This window comes from Winogradskyella sp. Asnod2-B02-A, assembly GCF_045063645.1.
Taxonomy (GTDB): Bacteria; Bacteroidota; Bacteroidia; order Flavobacteriales; family Flavobacteriaceae; genus Winogradskyella.
Genome location: NZ_JBEFOG010000025.1, coordinates 526150 through 551320, shown reverse-complemented (window position 1 = coordinate 551320; position 25171 = coordinate 526150). Strand labels below are relative to the sequence as shown.

At 30.6% G+C, this 25171-nt stretch carries 27 protein-coding genes; 5 read left to right on the top strand and 22 right to left on the bottom strand.

All coding sequences use genetic code 11. From position 1 onward, the window contains the following. Nucleotides 1–70: 70 nt before the first annotated feature. The 20 genes from ACJJVO_RS03480 to ACJJVO_RS03385 form a co-directional block, all read right to left on the bottom strand. Nucleotides 71–1183: a DUF2971 domain-containing protein gene (locus ACJJVO_RS03480; protein ID WP_405570478.1), complete on the bottom strand. Its 1113-nt coding sequence runs from the start codon at nucleotides 1181–1183 to the stop codon at nucleotides 71–73. Between the two features lie 164 nt (nucleotides 1184–1347). Continuing rightward, nucleotides 1348–1842 carry a hypothetical protein gene (locus ACJJVO_RS03475; RefSeq protein WP_405570475.1) on the bottom strand — a complete coding sequence of 165 codons (495 nt, stop codon included), beginning with the start codon at nucleotides 1840–1842 and terminating at the stop codon, nucleotides 1348–1350. 159 nt (nucleotides 1843–2001) lie between these two features. Then, the gene (locus ACJJVO_RS03470; RefSeq protein ID WP_405570473.1) at nucleotides 2002–2577 is read right to left on the bottom strand and encodes a hypothetical protein; all 576 of its coding nucleotides are present in this window, start codon (nucleotides 2575–2577) and stop codon (nucleotides 2002–2004) included. 31 nt (nucleotides 2578–2608) lie between these two features. Then, nucleotides 2609–3067, bottom strand: a complete 459-nt coding sequence (locus ACJJVO_RS03465; RefSeq protein WP_405570471.1) for a hypothetical protein — start codon at nucleotides 3065–3067, stop codon at nucleotides 2609–2611. Between the two features lie 164 nt (nucleotides 3068–3231). Then, complete coding sequence (locus ACJJVO_RS03460; protein WP_405570468.1) at nucleotides 3232–3684, bottom strand: hypothetical protein; 453 nt, start codon at nucleotides 3682–3684, stop codon at nucleotides 3232–3234. 167 nt (nucleotides 3685–3851) lie between these two features. Beyond that, nucleotides 3852–4493 (bottom strand): DUF2441 domain-containing protein, encoded by a 642-nt coding sequence (locus tag ACJJVO_RS03455; protein ID WP_405570465.1) that lies wholly within the window; start codon nucleotides 4491–4493, stop codon nucleotides 3852–3854. 161 nt (nucleotides 4494–4654) lie between these two features. Then, nucleotides 4655–5323, bottom strand: coding sequence for a hypothetical protein (locus ACJJVO_RS03450; RefSeq protein ID WP_405570463.1), 669 nt, complete (start codon nucleotides 5321–5323; stop codon nucleotides 4655–4657). A gap of 399 nt (nucleotides 5324–5722) precedes the next feature. Beyond that, nucleotides 5723–6055 carry a DUF6678 family protein gene (locus ACJJVO_RS03445; RefSeq protein WP_405570460.1) on the bottom strand — a complete coding sequence of 111 codons (333 nt, stop codon included), beginning with the start codon at nucleotides 6053–6055 and terminating at the stop codon, nucleotides 5723–5725. Between the two features lie 849 nt (nucleotides 6056–6904). After that, complete coding sequence (locus ACJJVO_RS03440) at nucleotides 6905–7609, bottom strand: hypothetical protein (RefSeq protein WP_405570457.1); 705 nt, start codon at nucleotides 7607–7609, stop codon at nucleotides 6905–6907. Between the two features lie 170 nt (nucleotides 7610–7779). Then, nucleotides 7780–8343 carry a hypothetical protein gene (locus ACJJVO_RS03435; protein WP_405570455.1) on the bottom strand — a complete coding sequence of 188 codons (564 nt, stop codon included), beginning with the start codon at nucleotides 8341–8343 and terminating at the stop codon, nucleotides 7780–7782. 176 nt (nucleotides 8344–8519) lie between these two features. Continuing rightward, nucleotides 8520–9251 carry a DUF6843 domain-containing protein gene (locus tag ACJJVO_RS03430; RefSeq protein WP_405570452.1) on the bottom strand — a complete coding sequence of 244 codons (732 nt, stop codon included), beginning with the start codon at nucleotides 9249–9251 and terminating at the stop codon, nucleotides 8520–8522. Between the two features lie 156 nt (nucleotides 9252–9407). Beyond that, complete coding sequence (locus tag ACJJVO_RS03425) at nucleotides 9408–10133, bottom strand: hypothetical protein (RefSeq protein WP_405570449.1); 726 nt, start codon at nucleotides 10131–10133, stop codon at nucleotides 9408–9410. Nucleotides 10134–10289: 156 nt separating this feature from the next. Further along, entirely contained in the window at nucleotides 10290–11504 is a 1215-nt protein-coding gene (locus ACJJVO_RS03420; RefSeq protein WP_405570447.1) for an HNH endonuclease, read from the bottom strand. A 166-nt stretch (nucleotides 11505–11670) separates the two neighbouring features. Further along, nucleotides 11671–12627, bottom strand: coding sequence for a hypothetical protein (locus tag ACJJVO_RS03415; protein WP_405570445.1), 957 nt, complete (start codon nucleotides 12625–12627; stop codon nucleotides 11671–11673). A gap of 381 nt (nucleotides 12628–13008) precedes the next feature. Next, complete coding sequence (locus ACJJVO_RS03410; protein ID WP_405570442.1) at nucleotides 13009–13593, bottom strand: methyltransferase family protein; 585 nt, start codon at nucleotides 13591–13593, stop codon at nucleotides 13009–13011. A 53-nt stretch (nucleotides 13594–13646) separates the two neighbouring features. Then, the gene (locus ACJJVO_RS03405; protein WP_013994522.1) at nucleotides 13647–14063 is read right to left on the bottom strand and encodes a Fur family transcriptional regulator; all 417 of its coding nucleotides are present in this window, start codon (nucleotides 14061–14063) and stop codon (nucleotides 13647–13649) included. A gap of 2 nt (nucleotides 14064–14065) precedes the next feature. After that, nucleotides 14066–16228: a TonB-dependent receptor gene (locus ACJJVO_RS03400; RefSeq protein ID WP_405570440.1), complete on the bottom strand. Its 2163-nt coding sequence runs from the start codon at nucleotides 16226–16228 to the stop codon at nucleotides 14066–14068. Between the two features lie 75 nt (nucleotides 16229–16303). Next, nucleotides 16304–16621 carry a DUF6660 family protein gene (locus tag ACJJVO_RS03395; protein WP_405570437.1) on the bottom strand — a complete coding sequence of 106 codons (318 nt, stop codon included), beginning with the start codon at nucleotides 16619–16621 and terminating at the stop codon, nucleotides 16304–16306. A gap of 351 nt (nucleotides 16622–16972) precedes the next feature. Beyond that, the gene (locus tag ACJJVO_RS03390) at nucleotides 16973–17440 is read right to left on the bottom strand and encodes a hypothetical protein (protein WP_405570435.1); all 468 of its coding nucleotides are present in this window, start codon (nucleotides 17438–17440) and stop codon (nucleotides 16973–16975) included. 167 nt (nucleotides 17441–17607) lie between these two features. Continuing rightward, nucleotides 17608–18270: a hypothetical protein gene (locus tag ACJJVO_RS03385; protein ID WP_405570432.1), complete on the bottom strand. Its 663-nt coding sequence runs from the start codon at nucleotides 18268–18270 to the stop codon at nucleotides 17608–17610. A gap of 647 nt (nucleotides 18271–18917) precedes the next feature. On the opposite strand from ACJJVO_RS03385, the gene thrS reads away from it, so the two are divergent. The 5 genes from thrS to ACJJVO_RS03360 all read left to right on the top strand — a co-directional run bounded on the left by thrS (nucleotide 18918) and on the right by ACJJVO_RS03360 (nucleotide 23070). Then, a complete protein-coding gene (thrS, locus tag ACJJVO_RS03380; protein WP_405570429.1) occupies nucleotides 18918–20861 on the top strand; it encodes a threonine--tRNA ligase in 1944 nt (647 codons plus the stop codon). A 41-nt stretch (nucleotides 20862–20902) separates the two neighbouring features. Beyond that, entirely contained in the window at nucleotides 20903–21451 is a 549-nt protein-coding gene (gene infC / locus ACJJVO_RS03375; protein WP_115818016.1) for a translation initiation factor IF-3, read from the top strand. Between the two features lie 62 nt (nucleotides 21452–21513). Next, nucleotides 21514–21711, top strand: coding sequence for a 50S ribosomal protein L35 (gene rpmI / locus ACJJVO_RS03370; protein ID WP_115818017.1), 198 nt, complete (start codon nucleotides 21514–21516; stop codon nucleotides 21709–21711). A gap of 105 nt (nucleotides 21712–21816) precedes the next feature. Beyond that, nucleotides 21817–22161: a 50S ribosomal protein L20 gene (gene rplT, locus ACJJVO_RS03365; RefSeq protein ID WP_115818018.1), complete on the top strand. Its 345-nt coding sequence runs from the start codon at nucleotides 21817–21819 to the stop codon at nucleotides 22159–22161. 105 nt (nucleotides 22162–22266) lie between these two features. Beyond that, nucleotides 22267–23070, top strand: coding sequence for an HAD family hydrolase (locus ACJJVO_RS03360; RefSeq protein WP_405570426.1), 804 nt, complete (start codon nucleotides 22267–22269; stop codon nucleotides 23068–23070). Here the strand turns inward: ACJJVO_RS03360 and ACJJVO_RS03355 are convergent. Together ACJJVO_RS03355 and ACJJVO_RS03350 are read right to left on the bottom strand one after the other, a co-directional pair. Then, the gene (locus ACJJVO_RS03355; protein ID WP_405570424.1) at nucleotides 23044–23466 is read right to left on the bottom strand and encodes a secondary thiamine-phosphate synthase enzyme YjbQ; all 423 of its coding nucleotides are present in this window, start codon (nucleotides 23464–23466) and stop codon (nucleotides 23044–23046) included. The genes ACJJVO_RS03360 and ACJJVO_RS03355 overlap by 27 nt on opposite strands. A 316-nt stretch (nucleotides 23467–23782) precedes the next feature. Then, nucleotides 23783–24967: an asparagine synthetase B gene (locus ACJJVO_RS03350; protein ID WP_405570527.1), complete on the bottom strand. Its 1185-nt coding sequence runs from the start codon at nucleotides 24965–24967 to the stop codon at nucleotides 23783–23785. Nucleotides 24968–25171 lie beyond the last annotated feature (204 nt).

Genomic DNA, 25171 nt, shown 5'->3' with positions numbered 1-25171 from the left:
AATCCGCGAGGATTTTCGTAAGTAGGCTAGAACTAGCAATAAATTATATACGGTGTTGTGGCTAGTACTTTTATCTATTCAGTTTATATTTTTCTTTATTCTTAATTAAAATATCTTTGTTTTTTAGGTCTTCTAAATGAGCTTTTAATTGACTTTCAGAAATCTTTATCATTCCTTTATCAAAAAACTCCTCTTGCGTAAATTCGTTACTGTTAAATAAATTAGAAATAATTAATATTATGCTTGATTGAACTTCTATTACTGTGCTGTAATGAAATTGTTCTGGTTCGATTCCAAATGTGTTTTCAAGCTTTTTCATCCTGTAAAATTTTACATCTGGATTTTTAGATTTTATTATTGAACAAATCATTTCAATATCACTAGGATTTGCTTTTAAACCAAAATAAATTGCTTTTAGTGAACGAGTAGGATAGAAATAACTTTTATTTGACTCGTGATGAAAAATTCTTAATTCTTCTTCTTGCTTCCAATCTATAGATTTAAATGAAAGTAGTTTTTTTATAGACTCTGCGTTTTGTTCTTCTTCAAATAGCAAGTCAGAATTAACATTAGGAATTTCCGATTTATATTCAACTTCAAATGTTTTAGAAAATGGCTTATATTTTGAGTCAAATTCGAGGCAGATTCCTTGATGACTATCTGCATAATGCGACCACATTAAGAGGTTAGTATTGTTTTTTGAGAAACAACAAACTCCAATTTTCGCAAATTTTTCTTGTCGAATGTTGTAGATAGTATCGTGAATTGTAGTTTGTAATCTCAATTTAACGGTTTTGAAAAATTCTCCAATATTTTCAAGAAAATCATTATTCGTTTCTTCAAGATTTTTAAGTTGATTTAAAAAGTCGGTTTTACTTTGAAATATTTTATTCTCACTTTCCTTATTAAAATCGAAAATATAATCTATATGTTGTTCGCAGAAATTAAAAAAATCTTGTTTTGATATTGTTCTATCTAAAATTCCAACCAAATGTTTTTTATCAAATTTTCGCTTACTAGATTTACAATAAAGTTCAACAAATTTGGTATTACTAATTTCAGTTATTGTAGCTGGGTGAAAAGTGTCAAATGGGTCATTAAAGTTCAAAGGATTATTGAAATAGATTTGACCATTTTGAAGGTTTCTTAAAGAATATGTATTAATGGATGTGTATTTAAACATTTAAGATGATAGTAGTTTTTCGGTATTAGCCACAACGTGTTTGTGTATGGTTAGTTGCGTGGTTCAGCAACTAAGTTAGCAAACTTTTACGAACCCGTGAATATTCCGCAGGAATATTCGCAAGTAGAGAAGAAAATAGCAATTAATTATACACGGTGTTGGCATTAGTTATTTAATATTCTTCCCGCAATCATATTATCACGTTTGTCTGCCCAATTATTATTTTTTTTATAATAAAATTCAGTATTTCGGTATTCAGTTAAATTTATAGTATCAAATTCATCTAATTCATTTTTCTTTTCTACTCCTAATCTGTTTAACACTTCGTTTATACTAACTTCATTTATAATTTTAATACTTTTTTCAAAATAAGATGCATATTGGTCTCCAATACCAGCAAAGTAATCTGTTTGAATTAGAGCAAAATTTTCGAGCCCTATTTCTTTAGCAATAAAATATGTCAATTTACAATCCCAATCAATATTTTCACTATCAGAATCAGTTGATTTATCTAATAACTCGGCTAATTCACACATAGCATAAAAGTCTAAAAGTACAATTGCATATCCATTTTCGAAAGCTACCGCAAGTCCGAATTCCTTTATTTTTTCTTTATCTATTGTATCTTTTCCAATTATAGCCGAAATGTGATGTCCCATAGTTCAGTTTAATTAATGCCAACGGTCTTGTGTATGGTTAGTTGCGTGGTTTGGTAGCTAATTTAGCAAACTTTTACGGACCCGTGAATATTCCGCGGGAATATTCGCAAGTAGGCAAGAACCAAGCAATTAATTATACACGGTGTTGTGCAACGTATTTTAATTTCCAGTTATTTTATTGTATTTAATTTCTAAATCGGTTAATTCATCTTCGCTTATTGAAAGGTGTTCGTAAATCTGCTCTCGATTATAGTTTAATTTCCGCAATTGTAAGACTGCATTAAAATCCGCTATGATTTTCTGTTTAGCTGTTTCGTTAAATTCCATTTCGTTAGATAAATCAGTTAACAAATTCCATTTGTCTTTATATTCAGCCAATTTTCCTTTCATAACCCTTTTTTCTGTTTTGAAAGTACTAACCAATGGTTCGCAAATTTTTTTGCTTGGCACAATGAAAATATCAGGATGTGAGTCCAAATCTTCAAATTTGTTATTGTAAATTACAAAAACTAAAAAGTGATTTTTTTTCGATTCAACATTGTTCACAACAAGTGAGGAATATCCTCGCACAGCTTTTACATCAATTGATAATGTTTCTCCGTTTTCTTTAATTACTCTAATGTCTATACTTTTTTTATTTCCTTGACTAATGTAAGCCTCTAATTCAAGTCTGTATAGTTTTGATAATATCAAATATTCACTTGCAATTCCTGTATTGAATGTATTTGCTCTCATTTTTAGTTATATGTTGTTCAAAGTATTTTTTTTATATTTCATCATAGTTTAAATCGAAATATCTCCAATAAAATTTATAATGTAGTTGTTCATTATTAAATACTGATTTCCATTCTTCTTCTATGAAATTATAGTAGCCTACTGCGTGATGTTTTTTATTGTAAACATAAATTAAAACCTCTATTGATTTGTTTTCGTCACTCATATTTAATTCATCGGGAAATTCACTTGGATAAAACCATTTCTCGTTTTGAGAATTTTCCTCTGAAGTTTTATCAATATCATTTCTTAAAAATCGCCAAGTAAATTCATCTTTCTTTTCTGCCGAAGTTAAAATAAACCAATTTTGAACTGAAAAATGATACCAGCCAATTGCGTGAGAGTTGGAATTTGGAAAAAAAATCAAAACTTCAATTGAAAAATCTTTTATATCAAAACTTTTTTCTTGTGGAATTTCTTCGGGATAAAACCATTCAATTAATTCATTCAACTTGCTGGTGGGTTTATATGTTGCACAACGTGTTTGTGTATGATTAGTTGCGTGGCTCAGCAACTAAGTTAGCAAACTTTTACGAACCCGTGAATATTCCGCAGGAATATTCGCAAGTAGAGAATAATAAAGCAATTAATTATACACGGTGTTGTGTGTAGTTTTTATTCAGCCTCAATTATTGTTTCTTCAATTTCTGGAATTCTTCTTTCGTCCCAAAACTTATTTTTTTCAAAAAGTTCAGCTACTCGTATAGCTTTCGGTTTATTGGCGTAATCCTTAATCGTAAATTCAAAAAAGAAAAAACAATCACATTCCGAAATCGGATACCCTCCATTCTCACTTGGCATATCAAGTTCGACAATCAAGGTGTCATTTCTTTCGGTAATATTTTTCAAAAAAGCTCTATCCCAAGAGCAGTTAACTACATAACCGAGTTTTACTTTTAAATCGTTTTTAGCTTTATAAGTTCGAACACCAATCGAATCAATTCCGCAATCAGTTCTGCATTCAGAAACTCGGAACTGTTCTATTTTTTGATTCAGAGGTCGTTCTTTTTGTCCAGAACATCCAATTATTAGACAAACAAGAATTACAATGCTTATTAGGTTTTTCATTCAATTATAATTGGTTTGTCAAATTACACACAACGTGTTTGTGTATGATTAGTTGCGTGCTTTAAGCACTAAAGTTAGCAAATAAATCACAGATAGAAAGTCCGCGAGGACTTTCGTAAATTGGCTAAAACCAAGCAATTAATTATACACGGTGTTAGCATACGTTTTTATTTAAAATCAGCTATTGTTTTTTCAGTAACCACATTTACAAATCCCTCAAATAAACATTCGTCTTCAATTTTGTTTGTTCCAGTTGTAGCTGTCCAATATTTAAAGGCTTGTTCTCGAATACAATCGAATGAATTTGTAGATAAGTCTAAATATTGCTGACTGGCTTGATGTACTTTGCCTGAAACATTAATTTCATATATTTTACCCTTTTGTCCTAAAGTATTCCACCAATAATTCACAGCGTTTTTGTCATTTGGAATAATCCATAAGCATTTATTTCGTGATGGATAATTAGAGAAAAATTCTTGTCTAACTTCTTCAAATAATTGCTCTCTAGAAAATTTTAGATAATGACTTAAAGTATTTGCTAAATGTCTAATAGTTTCATCTTTATCATATGAAAAATGTTTTTCTAAATATTGGTTTTTAATATTTGAAGTAGTGAATTCAGCCATTTTATCTGCTATAATATAGGAATTTATATTTTCTCCTGTTATTGCTGATTTATAGTTGTGACCGAATTTATCAAAATAACCATTGAAATTATTTTTTTCTTTTCCTATGAATATTGTTTTACCAACTTCTAATAAGTTACTTCGATGTATGTGATAATATTTTTTGTTTTCTACAATTTCCAATTTTTATGTTTTATGCGGTTTTTCTTTAATGTATGCTAACGGTTTTGTGTATGGTTAGTTGCGTGGTTAAGCAACTAAGTTAGTAAACATTTACGAACCCGTGAATATTCCGCAGGAATATTCGCAAGTAAGCTCAATGAAGCAATTAATTATACACGGTGTTACCAACGGTGCTTTCTTTTCGGTATTTTATGTTTAATTAAAACTACTTCATCCTCTATAACCTCTATTGTATTTGGAATCTCAGGTTCTTTTCCAGAATCTTCCAGTTTTTTTCTATTCTCATCTATTTCTTTTTCACGTTTTAAGATTTCCGATAAGTTTTCTATGTATTCAACTTCCATATCTATTATTGAATATTTGGTATCAAGCTGAATTTTTGCTGTACGTTTTAAATCAACAAAAATTAATTCGGCGCTCTGAATTTCGGAATACCTTGGAATTGTCCCTAGGTTAATTTTGAAAATACTATCTCCGAAAATCGATTTGTAATTGTATTCAGGTATAGAGGAAGTTGTTTTCAATAGTTTTCCATTTATTTTTAATCCAACGTTTGTTTTGTTTCCAAAGTAACTGATTCTGGTCAAGTCAGAAGTATCGGATTCTATGTCTTTTTTCTTTTCCGAAATATTATTCCTTATTTTTTCTTTAGTCTCTGGTTTTAATATTTTCCATTTTAATGCAATCCGTGACTTTTTAATATTTATAGTATCGGTTAATGTTTCGTAATTCACACGAATATCAGATTCAGATATTGGTTTGTATTCAGATTCTTGACTGTAAAGGTCAAATCCGAATATCAATATCAATATTAGAGTGAGTTTTTGCATTGTTGGTAACGTGTTTGTGTATGATTTCGTTGCGTGTTTAAGCACTAAAGTTAGCAAATAAATCACAGATAGAAAGTCCGCGAGGACTTTCGTAAGTAGGCTATAACTAGCAATGAATTATACACGGTGTTAGCAACTGGTTTTATTGTTTCTTTTATTCGCACGAGTTAAATTCCGATGTGTTAATTCTGGTTTATTCTTTTTACCTTAAAATCTCAAAAAAAATCGATTTTCATTCCGTTATTTTTTCCGAACGTTTTGCCATTCCGATATTCAGCCGAAAGTTATCGGTTTTACAAAAATTTCGATGTGAGAAACAGGTTTTGGGCAAGCCTAAAATCCAGCGTAATTATACCGCAAGAGTAAAATAATTCCAGCGTAATGTTCATCAGATTCTGTTTATAATTCTGTATTTATTGTAATAATTGTTCCATTAATTTCAAATTCTATTTTAAGTGAATTCAAAATGTTAGTAATTTCGTTTGTATGGTCGATTAATTTATTAGGTACTAATTTCCCAATATATCTATCCTCAAAAGGATTAATTTCAATTTTTTTAATTTCTTTATAAGATAAAGGTTCTTGTCCGAAATCTAAATATTTTCCAGTTGGGTTTGTAAGCCAATTATTCCAACGCCAAATTCCGTTGTCATTATCAACAACTCGATAGTTAATAGAAATGTTCTTCGTTAAATTAATTATTTCTATTATTTTTTCAAATCGAAGTTTCATTTTTGTTCGTAAATATCTAAATGATTGAATTTTAACTCAATTTTAGTTGGTCTGGTAACTTGTTGCTAACGTGTTTGTGTATGGTTAGTTGCGTGGTTTGGCAACTAATTTAGCAAAAATTGACCAAACCCGAGAAAATTCCAGCAGAATTTTCGCACGTAAGCTCAACAAAGCAATTAATTATACACGTTGTTACCTATAGTTTTTATTTTATTCAGACAGAGTTCAGATGTTTAAATTCACCTATAAATATATTTAGGAACTATTAATTCTCGCAAGAGTTTAAGCGTATTACTCCGTTTTACTAATCCAGATTAGCTCAGATTGGTTTTTCTGCGTGTAGTTCAGCCGTAACTATAAACGTTAGCTTTTCAATCTTGGTTTCCTTTATCAATCTTTTTAATCTCAATTTATCTTAGTTGTTTTAATTTTAAATAGAGTAGAGTGAGCTGATATTTGGCTTCCTATATTAGTCTTTTTTAATCTTGAATTATCTTAGTTTTTTTAATTCAAGCAGAGTAGAGTGAGTTTTAATTTGGTTTACTTTCTTTAATTTTTTTAAATCTAAATTATCTTGGTTTATTTAGTCAAGTTGAGTTTACTCCGTAATACTTTTCAGGTTGCATTATTCATCTGAGTAATCAATCCAAAGTTGGTAATTTGATGTTTAAATTTTAAAAAAAAATGTTGTTGGCGACAAAATTATAGGTAACGTGTTTGTGTATGGTTAGTTGCGTGGTTTAGGAATTAAGTTAGCAAACTTTTACGAACCCGTGAATATTCCGCAGGAATATTCGCAAGTAGAGAAGAACAAAGCAATTAATTATACACGGTGTTGTAGCCAGTTTTTTATCTCATCCAACCTTCGACAACGTAATTCCTTTCGGTTATTTTATAATCTTTATTTCCGTTTATAGGTTCAAACCATAATTCAATTCTTGCTCCATATTTATCTCCCCAAGAACCTTCGTAAATAGAAAACTCTCCTAAATATAATTTAGGTTCTAAATTTTCTACTTTAACTTTTGACCTGATTTTCATTCTCTCCGCAGAAAGATGGTCGTTTGAAGTTACTTCAAATGCTTTTATATAGAAACTGCCAATTTCGGTTGGCTGGAAATCAGTATAGTAGTTATATATTCCTGGTTGAAAAGATGAAGCCAAAATCAAATCGAAATTCTCTAATTCTTTTTCGGTCGGTTCAGTTTCTATCGGTTCATAAATCTCAATATTTTCGGGAATTTCTTTATGAGCTCCATAGTAATCAGGTGGTGAATACATAAAGATAATTGAAACATAAAAAAATAGAAATCCTGAAATGAGTATTTGCGGAATTAAATAGTACCATTTCTTAATAAAAATCTGAACAATCGCAGAAATTAAATTTCCTAAAATATTTATAAAAAAGAAAGTTAAGGATAGATTAACAAATGTGTCGCTTCTAAAAGCTAATCCTAAAATAAATATTAAGAATGGAATAAGATAACAAATAATTGGAATCCACCAGATTTTGAAATATTTATAAAAAGTATTTTTAATTTTCTCTAAATTCATTTTGATTTGGGATGCTTTCTCAAATTGGCTACAACGTGTTTGTGTATGGTTAGTTGCGTGGTTCAGCAACTAAGTTAGCAAACTTTTACGAACCTGTGAATATTCCGCAGGAATATTCGCAAGTAGGCTCAATGAAGCAATTAATTATACACGGTGTTAGCACCAGTTATTTATTTAGTTTCAATTATTTTTCCGATTTTATTTATTTCGAACATCTTGATTATTGAATCAATTTTTGTTTGAGATTCCATAAAATCATATTCTTCTTTCATATAACCATTATTGTCAATTAAAGAATCGTGAACGTATTCCGAAAACTCTATTGTTCGGAAAGTGGTCGCTGATAAGAATTCAAATTCCTGCCATTCGTATTGAGGTATTGACATATCGTGGTCGCATTCAATTCCGATTTCAGCATTTTCAATTTCATTTTGGTTTAAAAAAGTGACCAAAGAATAATTTGAACAAATTCCATCGTTAAGCAAAAATACACAAGTTGAAAGAGAATCGTTAAGCTCATTATATTCCACAATATCATTGTTCAGATGTTGTCCCAATTCGTCATTAATTTCAGAATTAATTTTTTCTAACCAATTTGGGAATTCAGATTTAGAATCTTTTGAAAAAGTTGATAGGATTTCGGTTTTATTAATTTCAGATTTTTCTTTTTCAAGAACAATTTCAATGTTGTTTCTTTTCGGATTGTTACAACCTGAAATTAGAATAATTAGCAAGATTATGAAACGGTTCTGCATTTTTTTTTAATTGGTGCTAACGTTGTTGTATATGGTTTGTTGCGTGTTTCAAGCAACTAATTTAGTAAATAATTACCGACCAAGAAAGTCCGCGAGGACTTTCGTAAGTAGGCAAGAAGCCAGCAATAAATTATATACGGTGTTGGGCACAGTATTTATTTACATTTTTTTACTTTAAAATCTCTTATTGAATCAAATTTCCGTTCATATTTGAAATTAAATTTTTCTGTCAAATCACTATAAGTTGATACGTAAAACTCTGTAAATTTATATTGTTCATCTTCATTTGTTACAATTCCATTTTCGTCTCTTATAATTCCTGTACTTCCTGTTCGTCCCCAATGAAAAACTCCGAGTTTGTCTCTTGGTGGTTCATTAGGGTTTTTTTCGGTTGTCCATTCTTCGTTGAAATCCCTGACATCCATTTTCGGCAATTCAGTCTTTTTTCCGTTTTTGTCAATTAAGTAATAGTTATGGTCGATAATTCCATATTTTAATTCATTACTTAACAATAAAACTCCATCATTTGGAATTTCATAAATCAGTCCATTCTCCGTAGTTTCGAGCAGGATTCCGCAATCTTTTTTGTAAATTATATTGACTCTTCCTCTATAGTCATTTGGTATTAAGAATGTTTCTGGTCCGACAGTATTTATGTTGTTCCAAATTGGCCAAAATGCAATTATTCCGATAATGAAAAGTCCGATAGGTATTAATCTTTGTTTCCAAGTCTTTTTAGAAACTAAAATCAAAATAATTCCAACTACAAAAATTGGTAATCCGATTATTGCAAAGTACACAGCGAAAGTCAGTCCGAATGCTCCAATTGCGAGTAGAATTAACCCACTGTAAAATAAAAAGTTACTCGTTTTATCGGTCATTTTCATATTGTGCCCAACGTGATTGTGTATGGTTAGTTGCGTGGTTAAGCACCTAATTTAGCAAATAAATCACAGATAGAATATTCCGCAGGAATGTTCGTAAGTCGGCAGTGACCAAGCAATTAATTATACACGGTGTTAGCAAACGTATTTTATTCATTTTCAGTATGCTAATTCAAGAACGATTATTTTTCTATTCAGTTTATCGTTCAAATCAATTTCGTAATTCAGCATAACTCTTGCAGTCGATTCAGGGAAAAGAAATCCAGCGTTTTTCTTTGTCTCATAAAATTCTTTGTGAAATTCTCCTTTGTCTTTTATTGATTCTAATGCTCGCAGATATTTACCGATATAATTAAAATTCGGTGTGTTCATTTCTCGGTTTATAATAGAATCAAAATTTGAATTTGGCGTTAGCTCTAAAGAATTCCCTCTTGCAAATGTATATTCGGTCGTTCTGTCAGGATTTGTGTATTTATATCTCGATTTTATATATGGAACAGGATGATTAATATATTCTAAAGAATCAGACTCAATTTTGTCCATTGAACTATTTTCAATTATCCAGACTGAATCTGGAAATTCATACATTTCGAGTCGTAAGTCACTTGATTTGAATTTATTCCTTGCCTTTTCGGATATACTTTTCCAGTTTTCGGTTTTTTCATCACGCAATTCAGTTAAAAACTGTCGATAGGCATTTTCACTGTCCAAATTCGGATATTGTCTTTTTAAAAAGTCATTCTCAAAATCGGAAACAAGAAAGTCCAAAGTTTCGATATTCTCTTTACCTAAAACTTTGTCAAATTCCGATGTGTTGTTTTCAGTTTTTTTGTCAGAGCAACTTATGATTAGAATAAAAAGTATGAATGTTTTGATAAATTTCATTGGTTGGTCATATGTTTGCTAACGTTGATGTATAAGAATAGTTGCGGGTTTGTATGCGAGGATTTTCCGAAGGAAAATCAGACGTTACAAACACGCAACGATCTTTGGTTAAGCACTAAACCGCAATTATTTTTATACGGTGTTGTAAGTAGTTTTTTATCTTATTATTTCTTTAATTTCTTCTATCGTAAAAGCTGGTCGTTTTGAATGAATCATTGCGTGACAATTTGGACAAACAGGAATTAAGTCTTTAATTGGGTCAACTTCATATTCTTTTCCTATTTCCGAAATCTGATTTATATGATGGACGTGAATAAATCCTTTGCCAATTTCTCCAAAGTGCTTTTCAAAATCATATGAACAAACTTTACAAGAATAACCAAAATGCTTTAAACATCTTTTTCGGGCTTCAGGATTTCTTTCGTATCGAGTTTGTACAATGTCTTTGGATTTACCTTCTTTATATGTTTTTTTAAATAGTGTTGTAACATCGTTAGAAACAAAACTATTTTTTATGTATTTATTCTCTTTAATAAAGTTAAACCAATTAGATTCCAAACCTTCCAAAACTTCTTCTTTTATTGAAATTCCGCTTTGTTGAGGAAACCATTGTTGCAAATTGTTTTTGTCAATACTTTCCAAAGATTCTTTGTCAAATAACTTGTTTTCTTTTGGATTAATTAGGATATCGAATTCAATATCGATGTAGTTAGTCGTTTTGTTTTTTGTTCCATCCCAATGAGGCGCAACATAGTAAGAAGATTTGGTATAACCACTTCCCATTATTCCTCTTGGTTCGTTACCTAATCTAATTAAGAAAACTCTGTCTCCTTTTCTAATACTTTTTGAATTTCCACAACTCCATCTTCTTTCAACATATCCAACTTTTTCAAGATGTTCAATACTTTCTTGTAAATCTTCCCAATCCCATCTGTTAGGATTCCAAGCAAAAAGGAATGTGTTAATATTGTTTTCAACAACATCAGATGTAGTTTTCAAATAATCTTCAATAGATTTCAATAAACTATCAATAGTGCTATTGTTTTCGCTATAAGTCCAAGCAGGTGTGTTGTCAAAAGTATCAGTTGAATTGGGCTTTGTAAATTTATTTGATTTATATAATGGTGAGCTTTTTCCTGTTACAAATCCAATTTCACAATCTGGTTCATTTGACAATGGTTTAACATAAAATTTTTTAGCTCTTACTTTAATTCCATCCTCTTCAAATCTTTTGATTAGTTTTGGATGTATAAATTTCAGCTCATTTTCTTTTCTATTTTGAAGATGTGGTTTTTGTTCAGTTTCAAATTGAAAACCGATTTTTTCCATTCTTATTTTAATAGAATCGTAAATGTTTTTTCTGCCTGTCATTTTATTTTAGCGGTTATGTGAAATTACTTACAACGTGTTTGTGTATGGTTAGTTGCGTGGTTTAAGCAACTAAGTTAGCAAACAATTACGAACCTGTGAATATTCCGAAGGAATATTCGCAAGTAAGCTCAATGAAGCAATTAATTATACACGGTGTTGTGCGTAGTTATTTTTTTTCAACTGTTTTTAATTTCCGATTGACATAAATAACATTTTTATTATTTAATTCTTTATCTCCATATTTTAATGTGATTTCATCTTGGATGTTATAAATTATATTTTCATAATTTTCATCAAATAGTACGTTTGTTCCTTTTGGATAAGAAGCATAAAGGTCTTTGTTTTCTAATAAGTTATTTTTTGATTTCGAAAAGAAATTAATATATGCTTTTTCGGCATCGTAGTAAATAGATTCGTCGTTTGGTAATTTAAGTAGATTACTATTATTTTCAGAACCATAATCATTTGGACTAATAGTTTTAGCCTCAAGTATATCATTAATTTCAAGTAAGCATATACAAAGTTCTTTTGAAATTTGCATTCCTTTTTGGATAGGTAATGACGTGGTTAAAATTCTTTGGATATTGCTATGGTTTTTAATCCTTTTCGCAATAAATTGTTTTACAGAATGACCAATATATTTTACATCAAATTCTAAAAGTTTTTTTGTTTCTCCTTCTATATTAACTTTCCAATTCTTATTGTAATGGCTTCTTAGTATTGTGTCAGGCGTGATTAATTTAGTGAAATTCTTTTCTTCTGGAATTTTTATTATAATAACATCAATGAAATCATTTAGATTTTCTTCGTTCTTTAAGCTTTTATTGTAACACAAATGAAGTTCAATATTCGATATATTTTCAGTTTCAATTACGTCTTTCTGATATAATGGTAATTGAAATTTTATATTAATTCCGGTTAAAGGTTGTGAGATTTCTCCAGTAAGAAACTTTGTAGAACATTTTATATTTCTAAATATTAGACAAGGACGTTGAAGAATAAAATACAAAGAAGAATCTTCAGCGATTCTTTTTAGTTCTTTATCATTATATAAATAGCTAAAATCATCAAGATTAAATATTCCTAAAGGGTTTTTAAATTCTACTTGAATGGTTTTTCGCATAGTTTGGGTTAATTACGCACAACGGTCTTGTGTATGAAACGTAGCGTATAAATAAACACTTATTTTTCAGGTTTAGCACGAGCCGAATTTTTAATTTTTATATTTAATTTTACTTTTTCAAATATACAAAATTAAAAATTTGGCGTACTTTGCAAATACACAAAAACCTCTCGGAAAGCCTATAATAGCTATGTTTTATACACGTTGTTGTGCATAGTGCTTTTAACGTTCAGCTTGGTTTTCCGATGTTTGTTATTTAGTTCAAATGTTAGCATTGACAAGACATACTCTTTTACAGTTTTGGTGAAGCTTGGATGATGCGACTGTAAATGTGTATGGCTTATGCGTTGGCAATTCCGATTAACTATTTTAATTCTATAACTAAATCCATCTTCTTACTTTTTCAGCGTATTCTATATATTCATTCCCGAATTCACGTTTTAAAAATTCTTCTTCCAATCTTATTTGTGTATTTACGCTTAAAGTAGATAATGAAATTATAAGTAAAGTAATAGCATTAGGAATTACAAGGAATAACCCAATATTCGCAATCATTATTCCTAAAAATATAGGATTTCTTGAAATTGAAAATACTCCTTTTGTTACCAATTTGGTTTTGTTGTTTTCATCAATTCCGATTCTCCAAGAATTTGCCATTTGGCTTTGAGAAAACCAAACTAAAATCAGCGATACCAACAAAAGTACCCAACCAATTTTCTGTAAAGTTTGATTTTCCAAATACCAAAAAGGAAGTAAATATTCATACCATTCTTCTTTGAAAGCATAGATTCCTACAACAATTAACTCAAGAACTGTGATAAATGTAAAAACCTTTCCATTATAATCGTGTGCATTATCTGTTTTTTCAAATGTAAATGGATTTATTCCAGTTTTTTTCCAAAGTAATACAGACCTTAAAACAAAGACCAATAAAAAATACAATATGAGATAAGCGAATAATAACATAATTTCTAATTTTATGTAAAAATGCTATAATAACCAATGCAATGGAAGTGCATTTATTGTCCGCTACATTTATCGCAAATGCCTTTTACAACCAAGTTTACGTTTTCTGAAACAAATCCATCAGGCACTTTTATTTGAGGGATTTTATGTTCAGTTAAACAAATGGTTTCGTTACAGTTATTACAATGAAAATGTAAATGCAAATCGGTTTCAATCTCACAATTACAACCTTTTTCACACAAAGCATATTTCGTAATTCCTGTGCCATCATCTATTTGATGCACAATTTCTTTTTCTTCAAATGTTTTAATAGTTCTGTATAATGTTGTCCTATCTGCTTTCTCAAAAGCATTTTCTATATCACTTAATGTAACTGCAACTTGTTTTTCGGCAAGGAACTTATATATTAATAAACGCATTGCAGTTACTCGAATATTTTTTGATTCTAAAAATTCTTCAATTGTTTTCATAATTAATCGTGGTCTTCGTTTCCAAATGGTTTAATAATAATTCCAACGCTAAAAATAAAACCATCAGTTGGCGCATAGATTTCTGGAAATTCTGGATTTTCGTGTGGTGGTAAAACCAAAGGTGAAAACCTACTTTGTCTTCTGTCTGTGAAATTTTCAAAGTTCACAAATGCACTACCAAATTTAAAATTACGCATTAAAAGTAAACCCATAGTTACAAAATCTGTCGTTTCTGTTCCGTTTGATAAAAACTGTTTTCCTGTATAAAATGTTTCGTAGCCAATTCTCCATTTATCAGATTCGTACATCAATACACTTCCTGCGTTATGTTTTGCAGTTAATGGTTTTTGTGGACTTCCTGCCAAATAGTTCAATTTAGTGTCTATAAGTGCATAATTTAAAAACCATCTAAAATCTTTATAAGTAAACTTAATATTTGTTTCTGCTCCTTTGCTTAAAATTTCATCAGTTGCATTTTCAAATGCAAACATACCGCTGTCTGTACTATTTAACAGCAAACCGTTATTAATAGCAGTAACATAAAAAAGTTGATTAATAGAAAAACCAATGTTTTCAAATAAACGTGTTTGATAGTTGAAATCAAGATTTACACCATAGGAACGTTCTGCTTTTAATGAAGATTTATCAATGCCAAGTACATTTTCAAAGTTTATAAATTCAGCCTCTTCCGTAAAAATATCTGGAATTTTATAGCCTAAACCACCACCAATTCTGCTTGAAAATCCTTTTTGATTTTTATAAAGTACAGAAATTCTTGGAAGCGGAAAAAAGCCAAAATCAGTATTATAATCTGCTCGTAAACCAGTTTCTAAAATCCAATTATCGGAAAGGTCATAAATGTTATTAGCAAACATTCCATAAGTGATGTCTTTTTGGTCACGTTGCAAAGTTGCATTATCATTTTCGTCAAAGTTTGAAGTATATAAATTTGCTCCAAAAATCCAATCTGCTTTTGAAGTCTCTCTTTGATAAGTGATTTCCGTAAATGTGTTGGTTTGTTTACCATCAAAATTGAAATCTGGAATCGTTAAATTTCTATCGAAAAAGGATACACTATTTTTAATGTTCAAAGAACTAATAGAATCTATTTGAGTTTTGTAAACTGCTTGACTACTCAATCTTTTTGAAATGTTCTCTTCTGTATATTGATGAATTCCGTTTTCGCCACTTTCTATTTTTGTAATATCTCCACCAATTCTATCATCAAACGTTCCGTTTAAACCAAACCAAAATGTTGTTTTGTCAGATGGATAATAAAAGAATTTTGGGTTGAATGAAATAGAAGTCGTTTTCGGTAAATTACTAAAGCCATCATCTTCTGGGTCATAAGCTTTTTGATAGTGACCTGAACCGTAAAGCGAAATACCAAACTTTTCATTTCGTTTGCTGTAAAATACATTTGCAGTACTTCCCAATGCTTGTGTTTGTGTAAGCATAATGTCTAAAGCAGGCTCTTCGTCAGGTGTTTTTGACACCATATTTACCAATCCAGCGATTGCTCCACCACCATAAAGTGTTGAAGAACTTCCTTTAATAATTTCAAATTGTTGTAAGTCTAAAGGTGGAATTTGCAAAATACTCAAACCACTTGAAAAGCCTCCATAAAGTGGAAATCCATCTCTCAAAAGTTGTGTGTAACGACCATCAAGACCTTGAATTCTAATGTTTGTACTTCCACTACTTAAAGATGTTTGTTGCATTTGTATTCCTGTGCTTTCACGAAGCACCATCGAAATATTTGTTGGATTCATAATTGCTTTTTCTCCCAATTCCTCAACTCCAATAAATTCAATTCTTGTTGGAATTTTTTTTACGGTTCTTGTACTTCTTGACGATTGTAATACAACTTCATCCAATTCGTTTCCACCGCTTTTTAATTTGAAAATCAAGTCTGAATTACTTGGGATTTGAATAGTTGTTTTTAGAGTTTCAAAGCCTAAAAAAGAAACTATGATAAGATGTTCGCCATTTGGAATTTCGTTAAAAGTTGCAATTCCGTCAAAATCGGTTACTGCTCCTTTTTCTAATTCCTCAAAATATACTGTTGCTCCAAATAACGGTTCGTTTTCGGATTCTGAAGTTACCTTTATTTGTATATCAGATGTTTGCGCTTTTATAGAAAAGCACGTTATAATTGTGAGCATTGTGCTCAATATGTATTTATTCATTGAAAATGTAAAAATTAATTAACTATTTTTTTTTGACTTTTGGTCGATAATTTAGCTAATCAATTGAGGCGGTTGCCAGATATTGGAATGAAAATCAAATCTATAGATTGTTTGATAAACAGATAGGATTTCTGTAGAAATTTGATTGTTAACACCTAATTCAAAAGTTTGAATTGGTTCATATGTAATTGCGATTCCGCAACAATTACAAATACAAGTTATTGGACAAGTATCATCACTATCATTTTGATGATTGTGTTCAGCAGATATTTCTTCTTGATGTTGGTCTTCGGCATTATTTCCGTCAGAACAAGGTTTGATTGACAAACCAAGAATTAATAATGATAGTATGATAGTTATAAATTTCATTGGCACAAAGATAAATAAATTTCAATGCAATGGTGTTGCAAAGTTTTTTATTCCGATTGTCAAGAACGGATTTAGCGTTGGCAAAGAAACAGCTCTTTTGTTTTTTTAAGCGTTGGCTTTTCGCGTTGGCAAAAAAAAATAAATGTGCTGTTTGCGCGTCGGCTTTTTTAGTTCAAATGTTGATATTTAGCACGATTTTCGCATTATGCACAACGTGTTTGTGTATGGTTAGTTGCGTGGTTAAGCAACTAAATTAGTAAACTTTTACGAACCCGTGAATATTCCGCAGGAATATTCGCAAGTAGGCTCAATAAAGCAATTAATTATACATGGTGTTGTAGGTAGTGTTTCTCATTGACTAGGAATTTCGCCTTTAATCCATTGTTCTTTCTGTTTATAGCCAGAACTGACAAAAAGAAAATTCTCTTTTTCAAAATCAACTAAACCTAATGCTATAACCATATATTTTTCTCCTTCTAAGTATTCCTCATCAGTATTTTTTGAGTCAATTTTATTTAAATAGCCAACAACTCTAATCTTATCTCCAATCACATTTTCCTCATTTTTGAACATTAAGACAGTCCATAAATAATTTCCTTCTCCTAACTCTAATTTGTAAAAAGGTGTATTATTTCTGCTATTTTTTATTTCAAGAATATTCGCGTCATACGCAATCATTTTATTCGTGAATTTTTTAATCTTATTAAATTTTGTTTGGTCAAAGTTTGTCGGAAAAGATTTTTCAGTCACTTTATTAGTTTGTCCAAAAGACAATCCAATAGTGAAAGTTAAAAAGAGTAAAATCAAATTATTTTTCATTTGCGTTCTGGTTTTTACATTACCTACAACGTTGTTGTGTATGGTTAGTTGCGTGGTTAAGCAACTAAGTTAGTAAACATTTACGAACCCGTGAATATTCCGCAGGAATATTCGCAAGTAGAGAAGAATACAGCAATTAATTATACACGGTGTTGGCAAATCGTTTTTTAATCAGTATCCGAAGCTGTAATTGCAATGTAATAACCTCTTTTTGGATTATAAACTGTCCAAAAATGAGTTCCCCAAAATTCTTTTCCATCATCAAAATAATTAGAACAATCAGTATTCCATTTAAAAACTTCTATTTTATTCAAATTCGAAAATAAAAAATTGCAGAAATCGAGAAAATATTGACCCGTTTCAAAGATGTTATTTGATACTCTAAAACCGTGAACTGGGTCTAAAAAAGCTTGAGTAAATCCAAATGTAGATAAATTAGACCTTTCATTTTTGAAAATTTTTGAATCACGAACGTTAACTATGTTTTCATTAATTTCTTTACTGTCAAAATAAAACAGGTTGTTTAAAGATTTAAACCCTCTTAAAATAGGTTTCATTGATTTAAAATCAAACCAAGGTCCAAAAAATTCTTCAACAGATATTTTCGTTCCACTTTCGCTCATTTTGTTTTCTTCAAATTCTATTTTAAAGTAATGACTGTTTCGTTGAAGTTCTAATATTGAGTTTTTTGCAGTAAGAAAATGAGAGTTATATTCGGAAATACTTTTATCAACTTTAAAAAAATTGAAATCAATTCGACCACCATAATTATCAAACTCTTTTAGTTTATTTTTTATCTCGATATTTTCAATTAATTCAATGTTTTTCAAGTCAGATTGCGTTTTTGCGAAATGTTTGCCAACGGTTTAGTATATGGTTTGTTGCGTGTTTAAGGACTAAAGTTAGCAAATAATAATGACATAGAAAATCCGCAGGACTTTTCGTGAGTAGGCGAGAAGCAGCAATAAATTATATAGCTAAATCTGTCTGGAAATGAACGTGCGAAACTTAAACTAGTGTCTTTGTTTCGGGGTGCAAATATAAAACCCTTTTCTAAACCCACAAGTCCTTTTTCCTTTTTATTTTAATCTTTTTTTTAAGACCCTTGAAAACAACACCTTACACTCTGAAGTTTTTTAAATACAAATAGTTCATTGTGTTTTAAACCCAATGCTAATAGATAAACCATATCTTATGGAAAGCCTAAACTATAACAAGTACTCGCGTTAGCGGTAGTAGCGGTATCCTTTTTTAATTCTATAATATCTTTATATAAGGTATGCTACACTATATATAGATATCAATTAACTTCATGTAATCATAAAACAAAAAAGATATAGCGGATGACGCGGCTCTTTTGCCACTTTAAAGCAAAAGAGAAACGCTATAAAAACACAAATTAATATTTATAGAAACTTCACTTTGTCTATTCCTTATATAGGTATATCTTTGTGGGCTAAAATTTATACTATAAATAATGATACAAATTACTCTACCAGATGGTTCGGTTAGGTCTTTCGAAAAAGATGTAACTCCTTATGAAGTGGCTGTAGACATTAGTGCAGGATTTGCCCGTAATGTTATTTCAGCAAAATTCAATGATATAGTCATTGAAACCACCACTCCACTAACCACTGATGGTAGTCTTACCTTATATACATTTAAAGATGACGAAGGAAAAAAAGCCTTTTGGCATTCTTCTGCTCACGTTTTAGCTCAAGCTTTAGAAGAATTATACCCTGGAGTAAAGCTTTGGGTTGGTCCTGCAATAGATAATGGTTTTTATTATGATGTTGATTTAGGTGAAGATGGTACTATTTCTGAAAAGGATTTTAAATCTATTGAAACTAAAATGATAGAAATCGCTAGAGGAAAGTACGATTTTAAAATGCGTGATGTTTCTAAAGCTGAAGCTCTATCCTATTATAAAGGAAAGAATGATTATAAAGTTGATTTAATTGAAAACCTTGAAGACGGTACCATTAGTTTCTGTGATCACTCAACTTTCACAGATCTTTGTCGTGGCGGACACATACCTAACACAGGTATTATAAAAGCGGTTAAGATTTTAAGTGTAGCCGGTGCTTATTATAAAGGTGATGAAAAGAATAAACAATTAACAAGAGTGTATGGCATTTCTTTTCCGAAACAAAAGGAACTAACAGAATATCTTCACCTTTTAGAAGAAGCTAAAAAAAGAGATCATAGAAAACTTGGAAAAGAACTTGAGCTTTTTACTTTTTCACAAAAAGTTGGTCAAGGTTTACCACTTTGGCTACCAAAAGGTGCTGCATTACGTGAACGTTTAGAGAATTTTTTAAAGGCTGCACAGAAAAAAGCTGGATACGAAATGGTGGTAACTCCACATATTGGAAGTAAGGAGCTCTATGTCACTTCTGGTCACTTTGCTAAATATGGGGAGGATAGTTTTCAGCCTATAACTACTCCTGCTGAAGGAGAAGAATTTTTGCTAAAACCGATGAATTGTCCACATCATTGTGAAATTTATAATAATAAACCATTTTCATATAAAGAACTTCCAAAACGTTATGCAGAATTTGGTACAGTATACCGCTATGAACAAAGTGGTGAATTACATGGACTAACAAGAGTCAGAGGTTTTACTCAAGATGATGCACATATTTTTTGTACACCAGATCAATTAGATAAAGAGTTTAAAGATGTCATTGATTTAGTACTTTATGTTTTTGGGTCTTTAGGTTTTGAGAATTTTACCGCACAAGTTTCATTAAGGGATCCTGAAAATCCTGATAAATATATAGGAAGTGATGAAAACTGGGAAAAAGCGGAAAATGCAATTTTGAGCGCTGCTAAAGATAAAAAATTAAACTATGTTGTCGAAACTGGAGAAGCAGCATTTTACGGTCCAAAATTAGACTTCATGGTAAAAGATGCACTTGGACGACAATGGCAACTTGGTACTATTCAGGTAGATTATAACTTACCAGAACGTTTTGATCTTACTTATAAAGGTAGTGATAACGAGATGCATAGACCAGTTATGATCCATCGAGCCCCTTTTGGGAGCATGGAACGTTTTATAGCAATATTATTAGAACATACAGGAGGAAACTTCCCACTTTGGTTAATGCCTGAGCAAGCAATTATACTCTCAATAAGTGAGAAATATGAAAAATACGCTGAAAAAGTTTTAAATGTGCTAGAAAATGACGAAATTCGCGCCCTCACAGATAATAGAAATGAGACCGTGGGTAAGAAAATTCGCGAAGCAGAAATGCAGAAGTTTCCGTTTATGATTATTGTCGGTGAGCAAGAAGAAAAGGATAATACAATAACTGTACGTGAACATGGAGGTGAAGACTTAGGTACAATTAAGGTAGAAGACTTTGTAAAAATTGTAAATGATAGAATAAGTAAAAGTTTAAAGACTTTTAAATAGATAAAAAAATAAGTTTAATTTAAATTACAGAAGCCATAGCAATACGTAGAAACAGAAAGAATTATACAAGACGTGTATCTCAAGAAGATAAACACCGTATAAATTCCAAAATCAGATCTGAAGAAGTAAGACTTGTCGGAGATAATGTCGAAATAGGTGTTTATCCTGTTAAACAAGCTTTATCCATTGCCGATGAACAAGGTTTAGATCTTGTAGAGATATCGCCAAATGCGACGCCTCCTGTTTGTAAAGTTATGGATTATAAAAAATTCCTTTACGAACAGAAGAAAAGAGAAAAAGTGTTAAAATCTAAAGCAACTAAAGTAGTTGTTAAGGAAATTCGTTTTGGTCCTCAAACAGATGATCATGATTACGAATTTAAAAAGAAACACGCAGAGAAATTCTTACAAGATGGAGCGAAGTTAAAAGCTTTCGTATTCTTTAAAGGAAGGTCCATTGTATTTAAGGAACAAGGACAAATTTTATTATTAAAATTAGCCCAAGACCTTGAAGAATATGGAAAGGTAGAACAAATGCCTAAATTAGAAGGAAAGCGAATGATTATGTTCATCGCACCTAAAAAGAAGTAATAATATGCTGAAATATTCAGCAATACGATAATAAGCGAAACGTAAATTTAAAAGAGGAGAAAATGCCTAAAATGAAAACAAAATCGAGTGCTAAGAAACGTTTCAAACTAACTGGCACTGGTAAGATTAAAAGAAAGCACGCTTTTAAGAGTCACATATTGACAAAAAAATCTAAAAAGCGTAAGCTTGCATTAACTCATGATGCTTTAGTACATAAAGCTGATGAGAATAATATTAAAACAATGTTACGTTTAAAGTAATAAGGTTTTAATCGGTTAAAACAATTTATAAACCCTGGAGTTAGGCAAAACAATTTAGCAAGTGTCAATTATTGACCGCCTACTACAAAAAAACAATTAAAAGAAATGCCAAGATCAGTAAATTCAGTTGCAAAAAGAGCCAGAAGAAAAAAGGTTCTTAAGCAAGCAAAAGGTTACTTCGGAAGACGTAAAAACGTTTGGACAGTAGCAAAGAATGCGGTTGACAAAGCGATGCAATATTCGTATAGAGACCGTAGAAATAAAAAGAGAACATTCCGTTCGTTATGGATTATGCGTATTAACGCAGGTGCAAGACAGCATGGAATGAGCTATTCAAAATTTATGGGAGGATTAAAAGCCAATAATATCGAGTTAAACCGTAAGGTACTTGCAGATTTAGCAATGAATCACCCAGAAGCTTTTGAAGCTATCATAAACAAAGTAAAATAAGGCTTTTAGCCAAATTAATAACAACATTTCGCTTATAAAATCCGATTCATTAATTTGAATCGGATTTTTTTATTAAGTTTAAGTATAACATTTAATTGTACAAAGATGAAGAATGTAAAATTGGTCGTTACAGATATGGATGGTACATTATTAAACTCTAATCACAACGTAAGCCCCAAGTTCTTTGATCTATTTAAAGCCTTAAAACAACTAAATATTCAATTTGTTGCTGCAAGTGGACGACCTTATTATAGCATAGTAAAAAAACTTGAACCTATAAAAAACGATATTATAATTGTTGCTGAAAATGGTGGATTAGTCATTAAAAATCAAAACGTACTACTTTCTAATCAGTTAAATCCAAATAGATTATTAGAACTCTATAAGTTAGTTACAAGTATTAAAGGCACCTACCCTATCTTCTGCACGCAACATCAAGCATTTATTCTTAGAGCTTCGGATGAATTGGTAAATACATTTTCTGAATATTATTCCGTCTATACCATCATAGATTCTTTTGAAGAAATCACAGATGACGTCATTAAAATAGCTTTGTATCATTCAATAAATTCTGAAAAATATATTTTTCCCTTCGTGAAACAGCTAAAGCCAGAACTTAATGTTGTGGTCTCAGGTAATCATTGGGTAGATATTTCTGAAGCGATTACTAATAAAGGAAACGCCCTTACATTTTTACAAAAACAATTTAATATTTCACCTTCAGAAACCATGGTATTCGGAGATTATAACAATGATTTAGAAATGTTGAAATGTGCAAAATACAGTTATGCCATGGAAAATGCCCATCCTAATGTGAAATCTGTGGCCAATTTTGAAACTACATCTAACAATGACAACGGTGTAGAATTGGTACTAGAACAACTAATTACCGAAAGCCGTAAGAACTAGTAGTCTACCTTGTGCTCTATTTCTATGCTCACAAAGGTAAATCCCTTGCCAAATACCGAGATTTAATTTACCATTTGTAATAGGAATTTGAACAGACGTTCCCAATAATGATGCTTTTATATGTGCAGGCATATCATCAGGTCCCTCAAAAGTATGTTTGTAATACGATTGATTTTCTGGAATTAAGACATTGATGTGACTTTCAAAATCTGTTCTTACTGTAGGATCTGCATTTTCATTAATAGTTAAACTAGCAGAAGTATGTTTAATAAATACTTGTAATTGCCCTAACTTAATCTGATTAATTTCAGGAATTGCATTTATGACTTCAGAAGTAATTAAATGAAAACCTCTAGAGAAAGATTGAAGTCTTATTTCTTTTTGAAAGAATTTCATCTCTATAATTGTATTTTATGAATTGCTATTCTGGGAAATTTCATTAATAGCAGATTTAAATTCTTCTCAATTCACTAGCTCATCTTTATCGTAACCTTCAATAAGTCTTGAAGCTACAATACTTCGAATAAAACTGCTAATTTTAGCTTGTTTTAGTAATTTCAATATTTCATTTTTACATAGTTTACCATCTCCATCTTTATCAAAAAAAGTAACAGCGTTATCTGGTGTAGTAAAATGATTGGTAATTACTGTTTGAATTTTACTAAGTATCGTTTCTTTCGTAGAGATAAAAATAACTTTTATTATTTAAAATTTATGTTTTTTGTTTTTTCTTCTTAGCAGCTGGAAACAACACATTATTTAATATTAATCGATAACCTGGTGATGTTGGATGCAAGTCTAACTCTGTTTTTGGATCTCCTACACGATGTGTGTAATCTTCAGGATCATGGCCACCATAAAATGTAAAAAAACCTTTTCCTTTAATACCATGTATATATTTAGCTTCTCCGTTTGTTTTGTTTTCACCCATTACTAATACGTTAGATTTTATTTGATCTCTAGTAAATGAGGTTGTTTGTCCCATAAATCCTTTTACTAAAGCGGTATGATTTTGAGTTAACATGGATGGAATTGGGTCCCATTTTGCAGAATATTCCATTAAAGAAAAGTAATCCGTTGTCTTAGGAATTTTACGTTTCTGAGTCATATCAATTGATGAAAACTCATAAACATTTGGACTTCTCTCTAAGATATAATCTTTAAACGCAAAGGTTTTAGAATAATCAATTTTATTCTGATAAGCTGCATCGCTACCATCTCCATCAAACATTGGTTCGCAAATATCAACTCCTTCTGCAGACAATGCAATATCAAAACTATCAGTTGCAGAACACATAGCAAACATAAATCCGCCACCAACTACATAGTCTCTAATTTTAAGAGCTACATCTAATTTTTCATCTGAAACTTTATTATAACCCAATCGTTTTGCTAAATCTTCTGCATTCTTCTTCTCTTCAATATACCAAGCCGCAGAACGATATGTTCTATAGAATTTACCATATTGACCAGTAAAATCTTCATGATGTAAATGCAACCAATCATATAGTAACAATTCATCCTTTAAAACTTCTTCATCGTAAATAGTTTCATAAGGAATTTCTGCATATGTTAAAACCATAGTTACCGCATCATCCCAAGGTTGTTTTCCATTAGGCGTATAAACCGCAATTTTTGGCGCTTTTTCTAACACTACAGCTTCCTGATTTACTGAAGGACTTGCAATACCCTCAAGTATTTGAGCTGCATTAGCATCTGAGATAACTTCAAAAGATACTCCTCTAATTTGACATTCTCTTTGAATAATTTCAGCATCAGGCAATAAAAAAGAACCTCCTCTGTAATTAAGCAACCACTTTACCTTAAGTTCTCGCTCTAAAGTCCAAAATGTAACTCCATAAGCTTTAAGATGATTTTTTTGGGTTTCCGCATCCATTGGAATAAGGATATAGGATGCATAGGTATTCGCACTTAAGAATAGTGTGAAAATTATAAAAAATACTTTTTTCAAGGTCATAAATTTAGAACGAAATATAACCAATTTTTAGTCTGTATAGACTTAATTTAGTATTCTTTTAAGACCAATTGGTTAGAAAAAGATATAAATAAATATATCAAAACAACATTATAGCTTTTAATA